At 44.4% G+C, this 18,877-nt stretch carries 25 protein-coding genes; 20 read left to right on the top strand and 5 right to left on the bottom strand.

Annotated features, from left to right (window positions below; genetic code table 11):
* Nucleotides 1–12: 12 nt before the first annotated feature.
* Nucleotides 13–708: a nitroreductase gene (locus ICN34_RS01850; RefSeq protein WP_216120511.1), complete on the top strand. Its 696-nt coding sequence runs from the start codon at nt 13–15 to the stop codon at nt 706–708.
* Between the two features lie 233 nt (nt 709–941).
* Nucleotides 942–1,514, top strand: coding sequence for a phasin family protein (locus ICN34_RS01855; RefSeq protein WP_216120513.1), 573 nt, complete (start codon nt 942–944; stop codon nt 1,512–1,514).
* A gap of 74 nt (nt 1,515–1,588) precedes the next feature.
* Here ICN34_RS01855 and ICN34_RS01860 read toward each other — a convergent pair whose 3' ends face one another.
* Entirely contained in the window at nt 1,589–2,224 is a 636-nt protein-coding gene (locus ICN34_RS01860; RefSeq protein ID WP_216120515.1) for an NAD(P)H-dependent oxidoreductase, read from the bottom strand.
* Nucleotides 2,225–2,333: 109 nt separating this feature from the next.
* On the opposite strand from ICN34_RS01860, the gene ICN34_RS01865 reads away from it, so the two are divergent.
* Entirely contained in the window at nt 2,334–2,690 is a 357-nt protein-coding gene (locus tag ICN34_RS01865) for a DUF1622 domain-containing protein (RefSeq protein WP_072584053.1), read from the top strand.
* 71 nt (nt 2,691–2,761) lie between these two features.
* Here ICN34_RS01865 and ahpF read toward each other — a convergent pair whose 3' ends face one another.
* On the bottom strand, nt 2,762–4,339 hold the full coding sequence (gene ahpF, locus ICN34_RS01870) for an alkyl hydroperoxide reductase subunit F (protein WP_216120517.1): 1,578 nt from the start codon (nt 4,337–4,339) through the stop codon (nt 2,762–2,764).
* 100 nt (nt 4,340–4,439) lie between these two features.
* Nucleotides 4,440–5,003 (bottom strand): alkyl hydroperoxide reductase subunit C, encoded by a 564-nt coding sequence (gene ahpC / locus ICN34_RS01875; protein ID WP_072584055.1) that lies wholly within the window; start codon nt 5,001–5,003, stop codon nt 4,440–4,442.
* Nucleotides 5,004–5,288: 285 nt separating this feature from the next.
* Here ahpC and ICN34_RS01880 point away from each other — a divergent pair, with 285 nt between their 5' ends.
* The 10 genes from ICN34_RS01880 to ICN34_RS01925 all read left to right on the top strand — a co-directional run bounded on the left by ICN34_RS01880 (nt 5,289) and on the right by ICN34_RS01925 (nt 13,421).
* Nucleotides 5,289–5,828, top strand: coding sequence for an OmpA family protein (locus ICN34_RS01880; RefSeq protein ID WP_072584056.1), 540 nt, complete (start codon nt 5,289–5,291; stop codon nt 5,826–5,828).
* 25 nt (nt 5,829–5,853) lie between these two features.
* On the top strand, nt 5,854–6,249 hold the full coding sequence (locus ICN34_RS01885; protein WP_072584057.1) for a hypothetical protein: 396 nt from the start codon (nt 5,854–5,856) through the stop codon (nt 6,247–6,249).
* Between the two features lie 59 nt (nt 6,250–6,308).
* Entirely contained in the window at nt 6,309–7,112 is an 804-nt protein-coding gene (locus tag ICN34_RS01890; RefSeq protein WP_216120518.1) for a hypothetical protein, read from the top strand.
* A gap of 97 nt (nt 7,113–7,209) precedes the next feature.
* The gene (locus ICN34_RS01895) at nt 7,210–8,028 is read left to right on the top strand and encodes a hypothetical protein (protein WP_216120520.1); all 819 of its coding nucleotides are present in this window, start codon (nt 7,210–7,212) and stop codon (nt 8,026–8,028) included.
* Nucleotides 8,029–8,052: 24 nt separating this feature from the next.
* On the top strand, nt 8,053–8,694 hold the full coding sequence (locus ICN34_RS01900) for a hypothetical protein (RefSeq protein WP_216120522.1): 642 nt from the start codon (nt 8,053–8,055) through the stop codon (nt 8,692–8,694).
* Nucleotides 8,695–8,742: 48 nt separating this feature from the next.
* The gene (locus tag ICN34_RS01905) at nt 8,743–8,934 is read left to right on the top strand and encodes a hypothetical protein (protein WP_216120524.1); all 192 of its coding nucleotides are present in this window, start codon (nt 8,743–8,745) and stop codon (nt 8,932–8,934) included.
* A gap of 43 nt (nt 8,935–8,977) precedes the next feature.
* Complete coding sequence (locus ICN34_RS01910; protein ID WP_216120526.1) at nt 8,978–10,087, top strand: linear amide C-N hydrolase; 1,110 nt, start codon at nt 8,978–8,980, stop codon at nt 10,085–10,087.
* Between the two features lie 128 nt (nt 10,088–10,215).
* Nucleotides 10,216–12,009 carry an amidohydrolase gene (locus ICN34_RS01915; protein WP_216120528.1) on the top strand — a complete coding sequence of 598 codons (1,794 nt, stop codon included), beginning with the start codon at nt 10,216–10,218 and terminating at the stop codon, nt 12,007–12,009.
* A gap of 47 nt (nt 12,010–12,056) precedes the next feature.
* Nucleotides 12,057–12,707, top strand: coding sequence for a hypothetical protein (locus tag ICN34_RS01920; protein WP_255538551.1), 651 nt, complete (start codon nt 12,057–12,059; stop codon nt 12,705–12,707).
* 162 nt (nt 12,708–12,869) lie between these two features.
* Nucleotides 12,870–13,421, top strand: a complete 552-nt coding sequence (locus ICN34_RS01925; protein WP_216120530.1) for a phasin family protein — start codon at nt 12,870–12,872, stop codon at nt 13,419–13,421.
* Between the two features lie 4 nt (nt 13,422–13,425).
* On the opposite strand, the gene ICN34_RS01930 is transcribed toward ICN34_RS01925, so the two are convergent.
* Both ICN34_RS01930 and ICN34_RS01935 read right to left on the bottom strand, forming a co-directional pair.
* Nucleotides 13,426–14,325, bottom strand: coding sequence for a histone deacetylase (locus ICN34_RS01930; protein ID WP_216120532.1), 900 nt, complete (start codon nt 14,323–14,325; stop codon nt 13,426–13,428).
* Nucleotides 14,326–14,329: 4 nt separating this feature from the next.
* The gene (locus tag ICN34_RS01935; RefSeq protein WP_216120534.1) at nt 14,330–14,704 is read right to left on the bottom strand and encodes a DUF2237 family protein; all 375 of its coding nucleotides are present in this window, start codon (nt 14,702–14,704) and stop codon (nt 14,330–14,332) included.
* Between the two features lie 61 nt (nt 14,705–14,765).
* On the opposite strand from ICN34_RS01935, the gene ICN34_RS01940 reads away from it, so the two are divergent.
* From ICN34_RS01940 to ICN34_RS01970, 7 genes are all read left to right on the top strand, one after another.
* A complete protein-coding gene (locus tag ICN34_RS01940) occupies nt 14,766–15,176 on the top strand; it encodes a thiol-disulfide oxidoreductase DCC family protein (RefSeq protein ID WP_072583737.1) in 411 nt (136 codons plus the stop codon).
* On the top strand, nt 15,173–15,721 hold the full coding sequence (locus tag ICN34_RS01945; protein WP_216120536.1) for a chalcone isomerase family protein: 549 nt from the start codon (nt 15,173–15,175) through the stop codon (nt 15,719–15,721). Before ICN34_RS01940 ends, ICN34_RS01945 begins: the two co-directional genes overlap by 4 nt.
* 3 nt (nt 15,722–15,724) lie before the next feature.
* On the top strand, nt 15,725–16,273 hold the full coding sequence (locus tag ICN34_RS01950) for a DUF3833 domain-containing protein (protein ID WP_216120538.1): 549 nt from the start codon (nt 15,725–15,727) through the stop codon (nt 16,271–16,273).
* A gap of 70 nt (nt 16,274–16,343) precedes the next feature.
* On the top strand, nt 16,344–16,877 hold the full coding sequence (locus ICN34_RS01955; protein ID WP_072583734.1) for a superoxide dismutase family protein: 534 nt from the start codon (nt 16,344–16,346) through the stop codon (nt 16,875–16,877).
* Between the two features lie 39 nt (nt 16,878–16,916).
* On the top strand, nt 16,917–17,360 hold the full coding sequence (locus ICN34_RS01960; RefSeq protein WP_072583733.1) for a DUF2452 domain-containing protein: 444 nt from the start codon (nt 16,917–16,919) through the stop codon (nt 17,358–17,360).
* A 34-nt stretch (nt 17,361–17,394) separates the two neighbouring features.
* On the top strand, nt 17,395–18,375 hold the full coding sequence (locus ICN34_RS01965) for a zinc-binding dehydrogenase (protein ID WP_216120540.1): 981 nt from the start codon (nt 17,395–17,397) through the stop codon (nt 18,373–18,375).
* A gap of 76 nt (nt 18,376–18,451) precedes the next feature.
* Complete coding sequence (locus ICN34_RS01970; RefSeq protein WP_072583731.1) at nt 18,452–18,862, top strand: hypothetical protein; 411 nt, start codon at nt 18,452–18,454, stop codon at nt 18,860–18,862.
* Nucleotides 18,863–18,877: the final 15 nt, after the last annotated feature.

Below are 18,877 nucleotides of genomic sequence, written 5' to 3' on the forward strand. Positions count from 1 at the left end.
AAGAGGATACCAATGAAGGCATTAACTCCAGCAGAGGCAATTACCTCACGTATGTCGGTAAGAGCGTTTACAAAAGAAGGCGTCTCAAAAGAGATCATCCTCAAGTTGCTCGATATCTCTGCGCGTGCACCATCGGGTACGAATACTCAACCCTGGAAAGCCTATGTTGTTCAGGGGGAAGCACTTAAGAATTTATGCGAAAAGGTATGTGCTGCTTATGACGGCATTGCACTTAACCCCGAGCTGGCAAAAGAATATCAATCTGCTTATGACTATTACCCTACCAAATGGTTTAGTCCTTATATAGATAGGCGTCGCGAAAATGGTTGGGGCTTGTATGGTTTATTAGGAATTACTAAAGGCGATAAAGACAAGATGCATGCTCAGCATCGAAAAAACTTTGAGGCATTTGGCGCTCCCGTTTGCATCTTCTTCACTATCGACAAGGAGCTTGGCAGAGGTTCGATGCTTGACTATGGAATGTTTTTGCAGAACATGATGGTTGCAGCTAGAGGTGAAGGTTTGGATACCTGCCCGCAAGCGGCATGGAATGACTATGCCAAGATCATCCTGCCTTGTATTGGTGCGCAAGAGAATGAGATGCTTGTGTGCGGTATGGCACTGGGTTATGCCGATAAAAGCGAGATTGTGAACACCTTTATTACCCCCAGGGTGAGTGCGGAGGAATTTACTACCTGGATAAAGTAAAGGAGCCCAACCCTTTATTGCTATTGATTTTTGGAAGTTTCTATCTAATGCCCCTAAAAGTTATATGGGAAAAGTAGGGCTGATTGAGTAATAAACCCCATTTAAAGCCTTGAAATGGGGTTTTAGAAAATTTATGTTGCTTTGCAACAAAAATATCTTGCTTTTGGAAAATGGGGATCTTAAAATGGTGCATCGCAATAAAAAACCTCATTTACTTAAAGTTAGGATAAATCATGTTTCAAAACCAATTAAACGACCAACTCGCTTCTGCACAAGCTAAAGCAATCGAAACTGCTAAACATTTGGCACAAGTTGCTGTTGAGAGCGCTCAAGAATTAGCTGAAATCAACCAAGCTGCCGCTAAAGATGCTTTAGTTGCTGCTCAAGATACAAGCTCACAATTGTTGGCAATCAAGGACCCACAACAATTGGCTAAATTAGCTCAGCCAGAAGCTGCTCAAGAAGCTGCTAAATATGCTGCTGCATACCAAGCTAAAGTAAACCAAGTAGTTCGCAACGGTAACAAAGAAGTTGCTCAAGTAGTTGACGCTTCTATCAATGACGCACGTGCGGATTTGGTTAAGTTTGTTAAAGAAGCTACTAAGACAGCTCCTGCTGGTTCTGAAGCTTTTGTTTCTGCATTCAAAACTGCATTTGATTCTTCACTCCAACAGTTTGACCAAGTTCGCGCATCTGCAACTGACGCATTTGCTAACTTTGAGAAGAGTGTTGATGCTGCTTTGGCAAACATTCAAGGTCAATACGCTGTTGCTAAGCCAGCAGCTAAAAGCCGCAAAGCTGCTTAATTAACTAAACAGTTAATTTTGTCGTCAAAAAAGCCACCCTCGGGTGGCTTTTACTTTTTCTATGCTTCTACCTATCACTCAATCCAAGTAATAAAGTCTTCCTTGGGTCTTCTAACTTTTTTCAAGTTAAGCAACCAGTCCTCATCTGCCTTTCTATAGCCTAGCGGCAGCATGACAACACTGCGCAAACCTTTTGCTTTGAGGCCGAGGATTTCATCGAGGGCTGCAGCATCAAAGCCTTCCATTGGAGTGGAATCTACTTGTTCGTATGCGGCCGCAATGAGGGCGGTGCCGAGTCCAATATAAGCTTGCTTTGCAGCATGGGTGTAATTGGTTTCAGCATCTTTTGCGGTGTAACCACTTAGTAGCTTCTGGCGATAGATATCACCAGCTTCGCTTTTGAAGTTGCGCAGCTTCTCAGTCATATCAAATGATTGATTGATTCGGTCTGCTGTATAGGTATCCCAAGCGGCAAAAACGAGCAAGTGAGAAGAGTCGACTACTTGGGTTTGATCCCAGGAGATTGCTTTGATCTTTTCACGAATCGCTTTATTGGTAATCACAAGCACTTCATAAGGCTGCAATCCACTAGAGCTGGCAGTTAAACGAATAGCCTCCAGTATTTGCTCTACCTTATCCTGCGGTACAGACTTTGTGGAGTCCATTTTCTTGGTGGCATAGCGCCACTGTAATTTGTCAATTAAGCTCATTCTGATTTCCTTAGATTTAATCTAGCAATAGATGGCACAGTGTAGTTTATAACGGAGGCTAGTGCTAAACGAGCTAATATGTAGGCATTCAATCTCAAAAGACTGCAATATGAATCAAATTGAAATTATTCGAGATGTCAGTGATGTGATGGATGCTCTTGGAGTAGCCGTAGTGTCCATCGGTGTTTTATGGGGCCTCTTCTGTTTTGCAAAAGGTCTGATTACTCAGACGGCCGATATTGCTTATAAAACCTTTCGCATACAAATCGTGCGCTCGCTTATTCTGGGGCTCGAAGTCTTAGTTGCAGGTGATGTGATTCGGACGGTAGCCATAAGCCCAACATTGACTAGTGTGGCGGTACTGGGCGCTATCGTTTTGATTCGTTGCTTCTTAAGCTGGTCCCTGACTTTAGAGATTGATGGCCGCTGGCCGTGGCAAGCGCCTAGACCAGGTCAATCAGAATAAGTCACATTTGTCTTTAAACGAGAAAGGGAGTCGAAAGACTCCCTTTTGTTTTGCTGCAGATTAATTGTTGCTTACGCAGCAACTACTTCTTCTGGCTCAGTAACCGATGAACGAATGAGGTAATCAAATGCTCCTAGCGAAGCTTTGGCGCCTTCACCCATGGCAATAATGATTTGCTTGTATGGAACGGTGGTGCAGTCTCCCGCTGCAAATACACCCGGCAAAGAAGTTTCACCTTTTGCATCGACGATAACTTCACCGTGCTTGGATAAATCGATGGTGCCTTTAAGCCAATCAGTATTTGGTAACAAGCCGATTTGCACAAAGATGCCTTCTAGTTCTATAGAGTGCTCGGTATTATTGGTGCGGTCTTCGTAGCGCAAGCCATTAACCTTGCCATTGGCACCCAATACTTCTTTGGTGAGCGCGCTCATGATGACGGTTACATTTGGCATGCTAGCCATTTTCTTTTGCAATACCGCATCTGCACGGAGCTTGCTATCAAACTCGATGAGAGTGACATGGCTAACAATGCCCGCCAAATCAATGGCAGCCTCAACACCGGAATTGCCACCACCAATCACCGCTACACGCTTGCCTTTAAATAAAGGGCCATCACAGTGAGGACAATATGCAACCCCTTTGCCGCGGTATTCTTGTTCGCCAGGCACATTCATTTCTCTCCAGCGAGCACCAGTGCTGATGATTACGGACTTGCTATTGAGTACTGCGCCGTTGGCTAATTCCACTTCAAGACCATGAGTCGTTTTGCGCAAAGCATTGGCGCGCTGTAAATTCATAATGTCGACTTCATAGCTCTTCACGTGTTGCTCGAGTGCTTGAACCAACTTAGGCCCTTCAGTTTCTTTTACGGAAATGAAGTTTTCAATACCCATGGTATCCATGACTTGCCCGCCAAAACGTTCGGCCACAATTCCAGTGCGAATACCTTTACGTGCCGCGTAGATTGCAGCAGCAGCACCAGCAGGCCCACCACCAATGACTAAAACGTCAAACGACTCTTTAGCAGAAAGCTTTGCAGCCTCTTCTTTAGGGGTAGAGGTATCCAGCTTGGCAACAATCTCTTCAACACTCATGCGACCTTGACCAAATACTTCGCCATTGAGAATCACAGTTGGAACAGCCATGATTTGGTATTGATCTACCAAGCCTTGGTAAAGGGCGCCATCAATCATTTCATGGGTGACGTTTGGATTGAGGGCTGCCATTAAGTTCAGCGCCTGAACAACGTCAGGGCAGTTATGGCATGACAAAGAGATGAAGGTCTGAAAGCTGAGCTTGCCATCTAATTTAGTAATGCGATCAATCACCTCTTGCTCTACTTTGGCGGGATAGCCACTGGCCTGCAAAATAGCCAAAATGAAAGAGGTCATCTCGTGACCCATTGGTAGGCCGGCAAAGGTAATGCGAGCATCTTGATCAGTCTTGCTCACGGTAAAGCTAGGAATATGCTCACTCTTACCGTCAGTTTTTAAGCTGATCTTGTCAGACTGCTCAGCTACTTCATTTAAGAGCTCAAGCATCTGCTTAGAGCTGTCGCTGTCATCTAGGCTGGCTACTAGAACGATCGGGCTAACAATCTTTTCAAAATATACCTTTAACTGAGATTTGATATTGGTATCGAGCATGATGATTTCCTTGGGTATTTTTTTAGGTGAGTCTATTGGGCAGGATCTGGTCCTCTCCAATAGACTCTCTTAAAGAGAGTCTATTGATTACTGATTTAACTTAGATCTTGCCTACGAGATCCAAAGATGGAGTCAATGTTGCTGCGCCTTCTTTCCACTTAGCTGGGCATACTTCGCCTGGGTGTGCTGCTGTGTACTGAGCGGCTTTCAACTTACGTAAAGTTTCAGAAACGTCACGAGCGATTTCATTTGAATGAATCTCTGCTGTCTTGATGATGCCTTCTGGGTTGATGATGAATGTGCCACGCAATGCCAAACCGGCTTCAGGAATATGAACACCGAATGCGTTTGTCAAGGTGTGTGTTGGGTCGCCAACGAGCGGAAACTTTGCTTTACCAACAGCAGGAGAAGTCTCGTGCCAAACTTTGTGTGAGAAATGAGTATCGGTTGTTACGATATAAACCTCAGCACCCATTTTTTGGAATTCAGCATAGTTCTCAGCTGCATCTTCAATTTCTGTTGGGCAGTTAAAAGTAAATGCTGCAGGCATAAAAATCAGAACTGACCAGTGGCCCTTGAGGGATTCGTCAGTAACCGTTACAAACTTACCATTATGGAAAGCTTCGGTTTTGAATGGTTGAACTGCGGTATTAATAATGGACATACTGTGCTCCTAGTGTTGGTTAATCAATTTTTTTAGTAACTACTACAACTAGAGCAATTTTGAACCTCAGTTGTTTATTTGTCTAATGAATAAATTTGATATTTATGATCGAATTTATAGATAATTGATTCTAGGGTCTCCAGCCTGCTTAAAACAAGTTATTTCAAGACTCTTGAAGAAAATGACCATTTTTTATGGGTATTTGAAAGGCTCGGGTGAGCCTTTGGGCTATAGTGGCCTTAATGCCATTAAAAGCATATTTTTTACTGATTTTGGAGAAATGACATGAGTTTGACGAAACATGGATTAATAGCCTTATCTATTACAGCACTTGCGCTCTTAAGTGCCTGCGTTACTGATGGCAAATACAATCAATTGGACCAGGCGTATAGCCAGCTTCAACAGGCCTACCAAGGTGATGAGGTGGAAATTCGTCAATTACAGGGCGAATTGCGCATTACTATTCGCGACAAAATTTTGTTTCCAGAGGGTGGCTATCGCTTAAATGCAAAAGCTGAGCAGGTTTTAGCAAAAATGGCGCCAACACTTTCTGGATTTAAAAATACAAAAGTGGTTGTTCGTGGCTATACAGATAATGTATCGATCGGAGCCGAGCTACGTAATCAAGGAATTGCTACAAACTTGGACCTCTCTTCAAAGCGTGCGGATAATGTAGTTGACTATCTTATTCGTAAGGGCGTTAGCCAAAGTTTGATTTCTGCGCAAGGCATGGGTGAATCTAATCCAGTTGCTTCTAATGCAACTCCAGAAGGTCGTGCACAGAATCGTCGTATTGAAATTACCTTGGTTGGACCAGGTAATTAATTCATAGCCCATATAAGGATAGAGAATGAAACATTTATTAAAGCTTAGCGCAGCAGCAATTGTTGCTATGGCGTTGACAGCATGCGGTACGCCCGATATCAAAACATCCTCAGCAGATTTTATAAAGGTGAACAACGGTATTTTGACAAGCAGTTATGGCAAGACCATTTACACCTTTGATAAAGACCAGGCTGGTTCAGGAAAATCCGAATGTGTGTCAACTTGTGCGAATAATTGGCCCCCAGTTTATGTAGAGCCAGGCATCATGCTCTCAGGAGATTTTTCTTCTATCGCCCGTAACGATGGTCAAAAGCAGCTAACTTACAAAGGTAAGCCACTGTACTTCTTTGTTAAGGACAAAAATCCTGGCGATAAGACTGGTGATAACGTCAATAATGTATGGCATGTTGTAACGCCATAGTCTTTCGTTTTTAAATAGATATATGTAATAAATGCCACCCTAGGGTGGCATTGCCTTTCATGAAAATACTTTTATCACTTCTTATTAGCTTTTTTGTGTCAGCAAGCTATGCTGAGGACTTATTGGTCCCCGTTTCAAAATTTGACAACGACTCTCAGCGGCTAACCAATAGCAAGGTGTTGGAATTTTGGGGTTATCACAATTACGACGGCAATGATAATTATCAAAATATTCTTAAGCTTCGCTATTACAACCCTTTAGCAGCCGGCGAGTGGCGTGGACGTATACGTCTGGATACTTCTTACGCCTCAAATTACAACTCTATTTCATCGGCTAATAATTCAGGGCAGTACAGTGCGGGCAACACCATGGTGACGGTATGGGGTCAAGATCAAACTTTTCTGAAGCCCTTGGGGGCTTTAGTTGGTGGTCGCGTTGTATTTCCATTTGGCAATAACGGTCAGTGGGCAGTGGGGCCTCAGTTAGGGTGGTCTTTTTTGCCTGAGGTGGACAGCCTTTTACATGTGACTGATTTCTCGCCCTTATTGCGCTATATGTATGGTTTTGACACCAAAAATAATAGCCAAGTCATTAATCCTAGCCAACCAGCGTTGGTAAGGAATCTCCAGGTGTTCCCAACTATTGGCTTCCAGCTATCCCCAAACACGATGTTGCGTTTTTGGGATGAAAACGGCGCAGTCTATAACTCTGCTGGTGGAGGCTGGTTTGTGCCAATGGATGCCATGGTGACACATCGTTTCGCAAGGAACTGGGTATTTGCAGTGGGGGCTAGCAAGCAAGTGGTTCAAAGTTATCACCAGTACGACTGGTCTACCTACGCGAAGGTCTCCTATAACTTCTAGAGCGCAAGCCTTTAAGTGTTAGGCCTACAGACTATAATTAGTTCCAAAATTTGTATTAACTATTTCCTCACCAATCTTATATTACATCGGTCCTTTTATGAATAAGAAAATTCTCCTAGCATTCTTATCAGTGTCTACATTATTTACTTCGATGGGTTTGGCTTATGCGGATGAGGAGCTTACGCCAATTCCTAGGATTTCTAATCAGTGGACTGTTGATGTAACGCCTTATGTCTGGCTCCCTAATGTTAGTTCTACACTCAACTACAAAGGTCAATACCTGAATACTGCTGATGCGAACATGAATAACATTATTAGCAATCTGAAGTCTGGGGCAATGATTTCTGGAGAGGCGCATTATGGTAGTTGGGGAATGATGGCTGATGTAGTCAGCGCTACCTTGCAAAAGAGCGGTACTACATCAGTTACTCCGGCGCCTGGTTACAACTTTAGGGTGGCGATGAAACCTACCCTTCAGCAAACCATGTTGACTGGCGCGGCTACATATAACCTTGTAAACAATAAAGACGCTAATGTTGATGGTTTGTTGGGAGTACGTTGGATTAGTATGACCGCCACGTTGAACCTCGCGCTTGACGGAACAAATTATTCATTGAGCGACTCAAAGACTGTAAGTACCGTTGATCCGATTATTGGCTTTAAAGGGCGCTATCGCATCGCAGATTCCACTTGGTACATTCCTTTTTATGCTGATATCGGCAGCGGAGGTGGAACTACTAATGTTACTTGGCAGGCAATGGCAGGCGTCGGCAAGACTATTGAAAAATGGGTTGATGTCTCCTTGGTTTATCGCGGCCTCTACTATGACATGAGCAGCTCAAAGACAAACGGTGCAGGTTTACTACAAAAGACGACCTTTCAAGGCCCACAATTATCAGCAACATTTCACTTCTAATCCTCAATTCATTAGAAATAAAACATGAACCTCACTCTAAAAATAACAGCTACCTTAGCGGCAGTAGGTGTTTTTGCATCCCCAACTTTTGCCCAAGAAATTCCTGCCCGTGCGGGTATGGTTGCTGCTGAGAAATCAGGTGCTGTAACTGTTTCTGCCAAGCCGGCCGTGGACAGCGTTGACATTGCTAAGAAATTAGCAAATCCAATCGCCAATATGATTTCAGTGCCGCTGCAATACCAATTTAGCCGCGGTGTGGGCCTAAATCAGGGCGGCTCCGAGCAAACTTTATTATTTCAGCCAGTCATGCCATTCAATTTAGGCGGCGGTGACACATTCATCGTTCGCCCTATTGTTGCGGGTGTTAGAGAAACTAGTGTGCAAACTGCGCCTGGCCAATCATTTTCTGGATACGGTATTGCTAGCGTAACTCTTGAGTCTTTTTATGCACCCAATACCAACTCCTCTTGGATTTGGGGTATTGGCCCGTATGCGCAATCACCATCCGGTAATAGCGGTAAGTTTGGCTCACAACAAACTGGTGCCGGCGTGACTGCTGTTGTCCTGAATCGCGAAGGTCCATGGACTTATGGCTTGCTTGGTTACCAATCCTGGAACGTAGGCGGCAATCCAACTTTTGGCACACAAAATAATTTGTATGGATAGCCTTTTGTTGCTTACACCGATAAACAGGCTTGGACATATACAGCCAATATGGAAGCGCAATATAACTACGATACGCATCGCACATCAAACCCTCTATATGTAGGCGTTTCCAAATTGGTGGTGATTGATGGCGTGCCTTTCTCCTTTGGTGCTGGTCCTATGTATTACGTCAGCAATACACCCGGTGGGCCATCTGGTTGGGGTGCGCGTGCTACGGCCACACTAGTTGTTCTTAAGTAATTTGCTGCAGAGTTTCCCACTTATAAAAGATAGGAAGTTAATCATGAAAAAACGGATGTTTAATAAATTACTAGCCACTTCGGTTTCAGTTACCTTGGCATTTGCTCCATTGGTGAGTGAAGCCTGTACTAGCTTCTTGCTCAAAGGTAGTGATGGTGGCTATGTTTATGGCCGCACAATGGAATTCGGTTTGCCTTTGAATTCTCAGTTAACGACTATTCCAAGAGCTTATGCCCATCAGGGAATTGGTGTTGATGGTAAATATGGTTCAGGCCTGAATTGGAATTCTAAGTATGCTGTAGTCGGAATGAACGCACTTGGCTTGCCTGAGCTTGTCGACGGCATGAACGAAAAGGGCCTCATTGGAGGCGTACTTAACTTCCCTAATAGCGCTGCTTACCCAGCAGTAACTCAAGCTGAGTCATCCAGTAGCATCAATTCAGTTCAGGTGCTCACTTACGTGCTGACAAATTTTGCTACTGTTGATGAGGTGAAGGCTGGTCTACCAAAGATTAAAGTCAATGGCGCGAAGTTGGCTGTTTATGGGAATCAGACACCACCAGTGCACTATACATTGCACGATGCCAATGGTAAAAGTATCGTAGTTGAGTACTCCAAAAATGGACTATCTATCATTGACAACCCAACGACTGTATTGACAAATGACCCTCCGTTTCAAGATCACCTCAATAGCATTGGAAACTATGCCAATCTCTCTAAGGTAGAGAAGCCACCACTAGTCATTAATGGAGCCACTTACGCAGCACCGAGTTCTGGCAATGGATTGCATGGCCTTCCTGGAGATTTCTTGAGCCCAAGCCGTTTTATTCGCGCACTATTTTTATCAAACTCAGTGCCAACAAACTTTACCAACGCCCAAATGGACGGTGCTGCTTGGCACATTCTAGGAAGCTTTGATATTCCTCCTGGATCAGTGACCTTGCCAGCTAGTAATCCTTATGGTGGCGGCACTGGCGGTTATGAGGTAACTGAATGGAGCATTGTGGCCAACAATAAAACTATGGTTTACAACGTCAAGATGTTTGAAAACAATAATACGTATGCATTTGATTTGAAAAAAATGGATGTGAATGCTAAGGAAATGAAGTACGTTAAATTAGCTCAGCCAAAAATTGTAGTCCCGGTTAATTAATGGATTTAAATTCGGCTATCTGATATTAATAAGAGGCTCGCTTGTCGAGCTTCTTTTTTAATTAGATTGATGATTGCAATTGAAGTATGGTTAGCATTCTATAAATGAAGGTTTGATAGAGGCCCCCAGTGAACCTAAAGTCTAAAATTATTTATGCCGTTGTATTAGGTCTTTTCTCAAGCCTAGCTTCAGCGGTTCAGTTGCTTGATCCGCCATCAACACCTAGGGTCACTAATATCACTGTGTTTGTGGCTAAAAAAATTGTCACGATGGATCCGGCGATTCCGAATGCAACGGCTGTTGCTGTTGCGGATGGGCGTATTTTGTCTGTAGGCTCTTTGGAAGACATGAAGCCTTGGACAAGCAAGTACCCAACGCAGATTAATAAAGATTTTGCTAATAAAGTCATGTACCCGGGATTCATTGAGCCACATGCGCACCCTTTGTTGGGCGGTATTTTGTTCAACAAACCATTACTGACACCATCGCCTATGCCAAATCCATGGGGGCCAGCATTTCCTGGGGTTGCTAACTTACAGTCAGCAATGACACAGCTCAAAAAATACTCTGATGACATCAAGGATCCGAACAAGACACTATTGGCTTGGGGCTTTGACGTAGTGGCTATGGGGAAGATGCCTGATCGTCAGCTCTTAGATCAAGCTTCGAGCACTAGACCCATTGTTGTATGGGATGCTTCGGGCCACGATATGTACGTCAATAGTGCTTTTATCAAGTTCTATGGCATCACGCCTGAGAAGGTGAAGAATGTGAAGGGCGTAGGTATTGATAAGGATGGTCAATTAAATGGCCAGTTCTTAGAAATCCCTGCGGTAACTTATATTTTGGGCATTGCTGGAAAAGATGTTCTCAATCCAAGTGAAATTCCGACTGACTATTTGTATATGAGTGATCTTATGCAGCAGGGCGGGATCACTACCTCTGGCGATTTGGCATTTGGTACCTTGAACATCGATATGGAGCTAAAGATTGCTAAAGCTTTTAGTCAATCTTCAGCAGGCGCTTTACGAATTGTTCCGGTCGTTTACGCGGAGCCTTTTATTCAGAAGTATGGTGATAAGGCGATTGCAGAAGCACAGGCTCTACAACAGCAAGACAACGACCGTTTGATATTCCAGGGCGTCAAGTTCTATAGTGATGGCGGTTACTTGCCAGAAACCATGCGGATGGAGCACCCAGGCTATACCGATGGAAGTCTAGGCTCATCAAACTACAAGTCTGCACAAGACTTTGCTGCTGCCATGAAGCCATGGTGGGATGCGGGTTATCACATTCACATTCATAGTAATGGCGATATTGGCAATCAAAATTCTATTAACGCTTTGCAATTAATGATTGATGCCAAGCCACGCTTTGATCATCGTTACACGATTAACCATTTCGGCATTCCCTCGACTGCAATGGTGATGAAGATTAAGGCTCTTGGTGCTGTAGTCAGTGCCAATATTTCTTATATTTCCGAGCGCGCTAAATTGGAATACCCAGCTTTAGGTATGGATCGCGTATCTTATGCAACTCGACTTGGTACTCTTGTTCGCAACGGCATTGTCACTTCTATTCATTCAGATGCGCCTGTGTCTGCGCCTGTGCCCTTAAAAGAGGCGTGGACTGCAGTGACTCGTAAGGATGTGTACAACGATGGCAAGGTGTGGGGTCCGGCTGAGGCGGTAACTGCCTCTGATGCGATGAAGATGATTACCATTAATGCTGCTTACACATTGGGAGTAGAGGATAAGGTAGGAAGTATTGAAGCCGGTAAGTTCGCAGACTTTGCGGTCTTAGATGCGGACCCACAAACTGTTCCCGCAATCAAAATTAAAGATATTGGAGTGTATGCGACAGTTTTGGGCGGAAAAGTTATTCCGGTGTCGGAAACCAAGAAACCCAGACCCTTAGAGTAATACTCTCAATTGAGGCTGACTATTTAAACCCTATCAATCACCTAAATATGACCAATACACATAAATCTTTTTTGAAATGCCTTACCTTAACTTTGCTGTCAGCAGCCTTTCTAGCTGGCTGCCAATCCACTGGTCAAGATGGCAAGCCACTCACTACTGCAGAGATCATTCAAAAGCGTGACGCTACGTTAAAGATGTCAAAGACAGGTCTTGATGCATTGATCAAGCAAAAACCAGATATTCAAAAAGAAATTGATCAGGCGGCTGGCTATGCAGTCTTTACGACTACCAATGTCAATATTGTTTTGCTGGTAGTAGCCCGTGGCGAGGGTGTCCTGTTTGATAAGCGTCGCAAAGAACCTGTTTTTATGCAAGCGCTCAAAACAGGTGAAGGTTTGGGGGCTGGCTATCAAGATCAATATCAAGTGGCGATCTTTAAGACCCCGGGCGCTATCGATCAGTTTTTGTTGACCTCGATTGATGGTCGTCGTGGTGGCATCGATGTAGATGCAAATTTTTCTGCTGGTTCGGGCGGTACGATTCGCTCCTTTAATCCTGAAATTACCTTCTATACAGTGGGGCTCTCGGGATACGATTTACAGGCCAACTATGGCGGCACGCTCTATTTGGTAGATCAACAGCTTAATAGTGCTGAGACTCTGAACAGTCTTCCAAAGAAGAAGTCCGACTCAAAGTAAGAAATAGAGTGTATTGATCTCTGGATGCTGATGGAGCCCCAGCTGGTAATAGCTGGGGCTTTTCTTTTGCCTGTATCTGGTAGATCTACTGGTTTTTCTCTATAGAAACCCGCCTGAACCAGAGTAGATTGGTATCTGGGATTACCCATCTGAAAGGTTGATATGAGCAAGAAATCACTTGATATGAATGCAATGCCAGGACAACAAAGAGCTATTGATGCGACCAAGGCAGCTGGGCGCGTGGCGATTGAAAGTGCTCAGGCAATCGCACAGATTAATCAGCAGGCGACACAGGAATTAGCCGGCATGATTCAGAAGAGGGTAGCTGAGCTAATGAAAACTCAGAACCCTCGATCTGCATTTGAATTTGTTCATGCCGAAGTGCTGCAGGATGCTGCCAAAGAGATCTCCCAATATCACAACCAATTACTTCAGGTGCTTAAAAGCGGTAATCAAGAGCTCGCCGATATTGCTGAAACCATGATTCAAGAATCTAAGGCAGATTTAATTCACTTTGTAAATGATGCAACGGACAATGCGCCTCTTGGTAGCGAGGCTTATGTCTCTGTATTCAAAACCTCATTTAACAACGCATTGCAAAATTTTGAATTGATTCGTGCCGCAATGGCAGACTCATTTACGAATTTTGAGAAGAGCGTTGAGAATGTCAGTAATCTCGCTAGCCCAAAAAGCGCCTCAAAAAAGAAGAGCTAAAGATTTAATATTGCCTCTGAAATTGCAGGGCGGTCTTAATGGTCTGAAAGTGAATATCCACTGTAGGTGTCATTTCCTTTCCGTAACCGCCCGCCATTGAAAACGCGATGGGGAGCTGCCTATCCAAGGCATACTGAAATACCTTCTCATCCCGCAAGCGCATTCCTGCTGTACTGACATTCAGCCTTCCTAGGCGATCACCTTCATGGGGGTCTGCACCAGCTAAAAAAATGAGGCAGTCTGCCTTGAAGCGTGAATCCAGTTGATCTAGGGATTGGCTCAGGGCATGTAAATAGGCGGCATCATCGCAACCGTCCTCTAGGCCCAAATCAAGATCGCTCTCTTCTTTTTTAAATGGAAAGTTATTTTTCCCGTGAATCGAGAGGGTGAAAATAGAATCATCATTTTGCAGTATCGATGCAGTGCCATTTCCTTGGTGCACATCCAAATCAATCACTGCAACTTTGAGGGATGGGCTGATCTCTTTTTGTAAAGCGCGTGCTGCAATAGCGGAATCATTAAAGACACAAAATCCACTACCGGCATCTCGATATGCATGATGGGTGCCACCCGCAAGATTGGCGGCAATGCCTTCTCGTAAAGCAGTTTTGGCTGCCGCAACAGTGGCGCCTGCTGAGCGACGTGAACGTTCCACCATCTGCTTGCTCCACGGAAATCCAATCTCTCTTTGTTCTTGTGGAGAAAGCTTTCCTTCAATGACTTTGATGAGATAGCTTGGATCGTGAGCATACAGAATTTGAGTGTCAGTAGCAGGGGGTGCCTCTACCAGTTCGATATCGATCAGACTACTTACTAGATCACGTAAGCGCGAATACTTTTCCATTGGGAAGCGATGACCCTCTGGAAGTGGCAATACAAAATGGTCGGTATAAAACGCTTTCACGCTTTTATATTTCCCTTGAATATTCTTTCAGAATATTCAAGGGCACAGTCTCTAGGGCTTTGATGTGAGTGCTTTCCAGTTTGATAGAGGGCGCGCATTGGGCATTGAATGCCTCCACCCAACGATTGATGCATAGGCACCATTGGTCACCAGCCACTAACCCTGGAAATTGATATTCTGGTCTTGGGGTGATGAGGTCATTTCCTTTTTGCAGGCTAAATTGCAAAAATTCATTTGTCACAATCGCACAAATTAAGTGACTGCCCACATCCTCTTCATTGGTTTTGCAGCAGCCATCCCTAAAAAACCCTGTTAGGGGGTCGAAAGAGCAGGGAATGAGGGGTTGACCAAAAACATTTAGCGCAACTTCTTTTTGCATAGCAACCTTAAAAATATCCGTGTCAGCCAGTTTATTGAATAAGCCGTAAACTTGCTGAACAATGACTCAATTAGAAAAGCTCACCTTGTTTTACGATGGCGCTTGCCCGTTGTGCCAGGCGGAGATTCTCTTTTTATCGGGACGCAATCAAGACAATCTATTGGGCTTTGTCGACATTAACTCAGAACAGTATGACCCTCAAAAGGTGGGGGTCTCCTGTGAGGCTGCATTGGCGGCGATGTATGGTCAGTTTGCTAGCGGCAAATTGATCCAAGGCGTCTCAGTTTTTCCTGAGGCCTATCGTCGTGCAAATCTGCCGCGCATGGCCTGGTTCTTTTCAAGAAAGCCACTTCAGCCATTCTTGAAATTGGCTTATCTCTTTTTTGCCAAGAATCGGCATGTGATATCTAATCTCTTTGGGCCTGTAGCTTTACGATTGGTGAAGGCCCGCTCAAGATCTGTACAGCAATGAAGAAAATTCATCTTCTTCTCATCGCCACTTTACTGAGTTTCTTGGTGCCGACCAGCTTTGCGCGCGATCCTTTGGAGGTGCCTGCATATTTAAGTACTGCAAAACTGCAAGGAAGCGGTCGACTGACTTGGTGGGGCCTGCATATTTACGATGCTTCCTTTTATAGGGTGGGCTCACTATCCTCATCTGAGTTTGCATTGGATATGCGCTATCAAAAATCCTTCTCCGGTAAATCGATTGCTAATCGGAGCGCAGAGGAAATGAAGCGCACTGGCGTACCTGATGAACAAGCCGCCCTTTGGGGTAAGGAGTTGGCGTCATTCTTGCCGAATGTCGAGTCGGGGCAAACTTTGACAGCTGTCTACTCCCCCAAGCAAGGAACCGTTTTTTATCATGATGGTAAGCAAATCGCACAAATACCTGGGGCAGAGTTTTCAAGGGCATTTTTTGGAATTTGGTTAGATCCTAAAACAAGCGCCCCTAAACTGAGAGCAGAACTATTGGGACAAACCTGTCCACCACCACTTTTTAATGAGGCTTGTTAAGTTATGAAATCCTTTTTTACACGCCTTGCATTCACAATATTTTGTGGAGCGCTTTTAGTTTCATGCTCTTCACCTCAGGTTTCTCAATATGCGGCTGAGAAACCAGCTCTAGACCTGAGTGAGTACTTTTCTGGAACGATTGATGCCTATGGCATCTTTACTGATCGTAACGGTGAAGTGAAAAAGCGCTTTACTGTGCTGATCAAAGCAAGTTGGACAGTAGTGGAAGGTAAAAAAGTCGGCACCTTGGATGAACGTTTTGAATACTCTGACGGCACAAAGCAAACACGCATCTGGACTCTAACTGAGCAATCTCCGGGTAACTATATTGGTAGGGCTGATGATGTAGTGGGTGATGCACAAGGTCAGCTCGCCGGAAATGCGCTTAACTGGACCTACACCCTTGCTTTACCGGTAGATGGCACCATTTATAACGTGCAATTTAATGATTGGATGTACTTAGTTACCCCCAAGGTAATGCTCAATAAGGCCAAGATGAGCAAGTTTGGGATTGATTTGGGTGAGGTGACTTTGAGCTTCTATAAGCGCTAAGCAAAAGCGCCCGATTTGTGTCACACTTTCTTGGAAGTCGCCTTTGGGCGCCTCATCCAAGGAGATCTACATGAACAAGAAATTCAAGCAAATTTCGATTGCTTTATCCGCTGTGGGAATGTTGTCATTAGTGGCCTGCCAATCAATGGAGCAAGGTACTGGGCAAAAAGCCAGCGCAAATTTAGATTCAAGATCAGGCTCTCAGGCTAAGGGTGAGGTTATGTTTACCTGGCAAGGAGATGATGTTCTCATCAATGGTAAGTTTTCTGGATTAAAGCCAAACTCAGAACAAGGTTTTCATGTTCATGAAAAAGGCGATTGCTCTGCTCCGGATGCAACCAGCGCAGGTGGTCACTTCAATCCTGAAACAAAATCTCATGGCATGCCAAATAGCGGCATGAATCATGCAGGAGATCTGCCCAACATTAAGTCCGATGCCAATGGCAACGCAACTTACACTGCTAAGTTACATGGATTTGCTGTAAATACAGGTCCAACTGGAATTGTTGGTCGCTCTGTGGTTGTGCACAGAGACCCGGATGATTACAAATCTCAGCCTGCAGGAAATTCTGGCCCACGTATTGCATGTGGCTTGATTAAGTAATCACATCTATTTATTAAATTAGTACATACAGGGCATTTCATGAGAATCGAAGATACCGATCCAGCGCGACATGCAGGGATTGAATATCCAATGGAGGTGGGTGCTCCTGTGTTTGCACCCATCAAAGTGACTGAGGAAAAAGATAAGGCTGTTAACGTAGCTCGCCAAAATGCCAAGCTTGAGTACGATCGCATTATGGAGCAGGCTGAAGTCTTAATGAAGCAGGCTAAAGCATTACAAGCAAGACTAGATGCTACAGAGATGGTGCATAGCGCTAAATTTGGCTTTAATCCTATTCATGGAAAAATTTACCATCTGTACTATGACGGTAGAAATAACACTAATGTATTGATTCAAAACGGTCCGAAAGAATGGAGTTGTGGAATTCCAGACGGTTGGACTTATTCGATGGCAGTAAAGAAGTTAGGTGACAGTACTTGGGCGGTAATTGAAGAGGACTCTGTTGGCGCCCTTACTGTATGATGTTTTTCTCTATAAAAAAATAATTAGGTGACCTGTGACAAAAGCTCGAGTCGTTAGTCTTACTGAACTGGGTAGTGCGGATGTAATCAAAGTGATTGATAAAGAATTGCCACCACCTGCAAAAGGTGAAGTGCAGCTCCGTCAAACTGCCATTGGATTTAATTTCATTGACGTATATCAGCGCTCAGGCGTTTATCCATTAGAAATGCCTACGGGCCTTGGACATGAGGCTACAGGTGTGGTTGAGGCTTTGGGCGAAGGCGTCACTGATTTAAAAGTGGGTGATCGCGTCGTTTATATGAATGCCGGAATTGGCGCTTATGCAAGTGCACGCAATGTAGCGGCTGACAAATTGGTTGTTCTGCCCAGCAATATTTCTGATGAAGTAGCCGCAGCCGTTTTCTTTAAAGCAATGACTGCACAATATCTTGTGCAAAAAACCTATAAAGTAAAAGCGGGTGATGTAGTGCTGGTGCACGCTGCCGCTGGCGGCGTTGGTCAAATATTAGCTGGTTGGGCAAAAGCATTGGGTGCATTTGTCGTGGGCACTGTGGGTTCGCCAGCAAAGTTTGCAGCTGCTAAGGAAGCAGGTTGCGATGCTGTTGTTGATTATTCTCAAGCAAATTGGGTTGAAGAAGTGCTTAAAGCCACTGGTGGCAAAAAAGCCAATGTGGTTTATGACTCTGTTGCTAAAACTACTTTCTTGGGTTCTTTAGATTGTGCCGCTCCCTTTGGAACAGTCGCTTTGTTTGGCGCTGCTTCAGGCCCAGCTCCAGAAATTCAGCCAGAGATCTTAAATAAGAAGGGTTGCCTGTTTTTAACTAGGCCTTCTGTATTTCCGCACAACGCTACTGCGGCTTTGTTAAAAGAAAACGCTAAAGCAGTATTTGATGCAATTGCCAAAGGGCAGGTCAAAGTACAAATTGGCGCTAAGTTTTCTTTAGAGCAAGCCGCTGATGCGCATCGTGCTGCTGAGGGACGAAAAGTTTCAGGCGCCATCGTGATGACGCCATAAGCTTAAGTGTTCTAACGTACATAAGCCCCGTATATGCGGGGCTTTTTTATGCATCAATTGGACGTAGTATAGAAGCATGAAAACACTACTTAAAATACTGATTGCCACTCAACTTATCTTCTTGGGTTCTTGGGCTTTAGCGCAAACTCCTGAAACGCAGCACTCACAGGGAATTTCTTACATCACTGGTGGCGTAGGTGAAAGTGAGACTGTTGCGATTTTGGCTGATGCGAAGCAATGGCCACTGCTATTGGAAATGTCTCAAATAGAAAATGGCAGGGGAGTCTGGATTTTCGGAGCAACGATCAAAATCACGAACTCAAAAAAACAGATTATTTTTGATGCCCAGGCCGATGGACCTTATATGCTGATTAATCTTGAGTCTGGCGATTATGTGATTGAAGCGGCTTACCAAGGGGTGGTTCAAAAGAGGGCGCTTTCTCTTAAAGCCAACTCGCCACAAAAAGTTTCCCTTTTCTGGAAATAGTGCCTAAAAAATTGC

The sequence above is a fragment of the Polynucleobacter sp. Tro8-14-1 genome (genome assembly GCF_018881655.1).
Taxonomy (GTDB): Bacteria; Pseudomonadota; Gammaproteobacteria; order Burkholderiales; family Burkholderiaceae; genus Polynucleobacter.